At 72.8% G+C, this 898-nt stretch carries 1 protein-coding gene; it reads right to left on the reverse strand.

Going from position 1 to position 898, the window contains the following annotated elements; genetic code table 11:
- The coding region (locus ACEN88_RS32915) for an indolepyruvate ferredoxin oxidoreductase subunit alpha (protein WP_413346484.1) at positions 1–898 on the reverse strand (898 nt) is incomplete at both ends.

The raw sequence follows: 898 nt of genomic DNA on the forward strand, positions 1-898 counted from the left end.
GTGGGCGCGTCTATGTCTAAACCCCCCCCCCGCGGCCCCGTCACGCGCAGCAGCCGCACGTGCGCGCCCGCGTAGCCGAGGCCCGTCATGATGGTTTGCGCGATCGTCATCTGCTCATCCAGCGCGGCCGCGTACTGCGGGGCCTCGGCGTCCGTCATGAGGACCGTGATGCCGGCCGCGCCCCAGGCGAGCGCCGCGAGCCAGATGTCGATGCCGGTCGATGCCGTGTGGTGCACGCCCAGCGGCAGCACCCGTCCCGGCACGTCGACGGCCTCCAGCAGCGCCGCGCCTTCCAGGCCGTGGACGAGCAGCACCGGCTCGCGTCCGCCCGCCTGCGTGTAGGCGTTCAGCGCGGCCTTGATGCGCATGCCCGTGTGCGCCGCGCCGGGATACGCATAGCCCAGCGCGCCCGTGGGGCAGACGGTCGTGCACGCGCCGCAGCCCGCGCACAGGTAAGGGTTCACGGCGATCAGGTCGCCCGCGCCCGAGATCGCGCCCGCCGAGCAGATCTCGATGCACGCATTGCAGCCGCTCCTGCGGTTGCGGCCGTGCGCGCACAGGCGTTCCTTGTAGGCGAAGTATTTCGGCTTCTCGAATTCGCCGACCATCCCGACGAGTTCGTCGACGGCGGCCTGGCGCGCGGCGGGATCGAGGCCCGGCGCGTAATAGCCGTGCGGGCGCTGGTGCGTCGCGATCTGCGGCGCCGCGCCGAGGTCGAGCACGAGGTCGAAGCGCGCGTGTTCCGGCTTGCTGCCTCCCGTCTGCCACGTCGCGTCGAACGCGCCGAGCCAGCCCGTCACGACGAGCGCGCGCGCCGCGAACACGGGATACAGGCGCAGCGCCGTGTCGCCGCCGTCGTCGTCCAGCAGCAGCACGGTGACGGGCAGCGACACGGCGC

Origin of the sequence: Massilia sp. CT11-108, from assembly GCF_047302915.1 — a bacterium.
Taxonomy (GTDB): Bacteria; Pseudomonadota; Gammaproteobacteria; order Burkholderiales; family Burkholderiaceae_D; genus Telluria; species Telluria orientalis.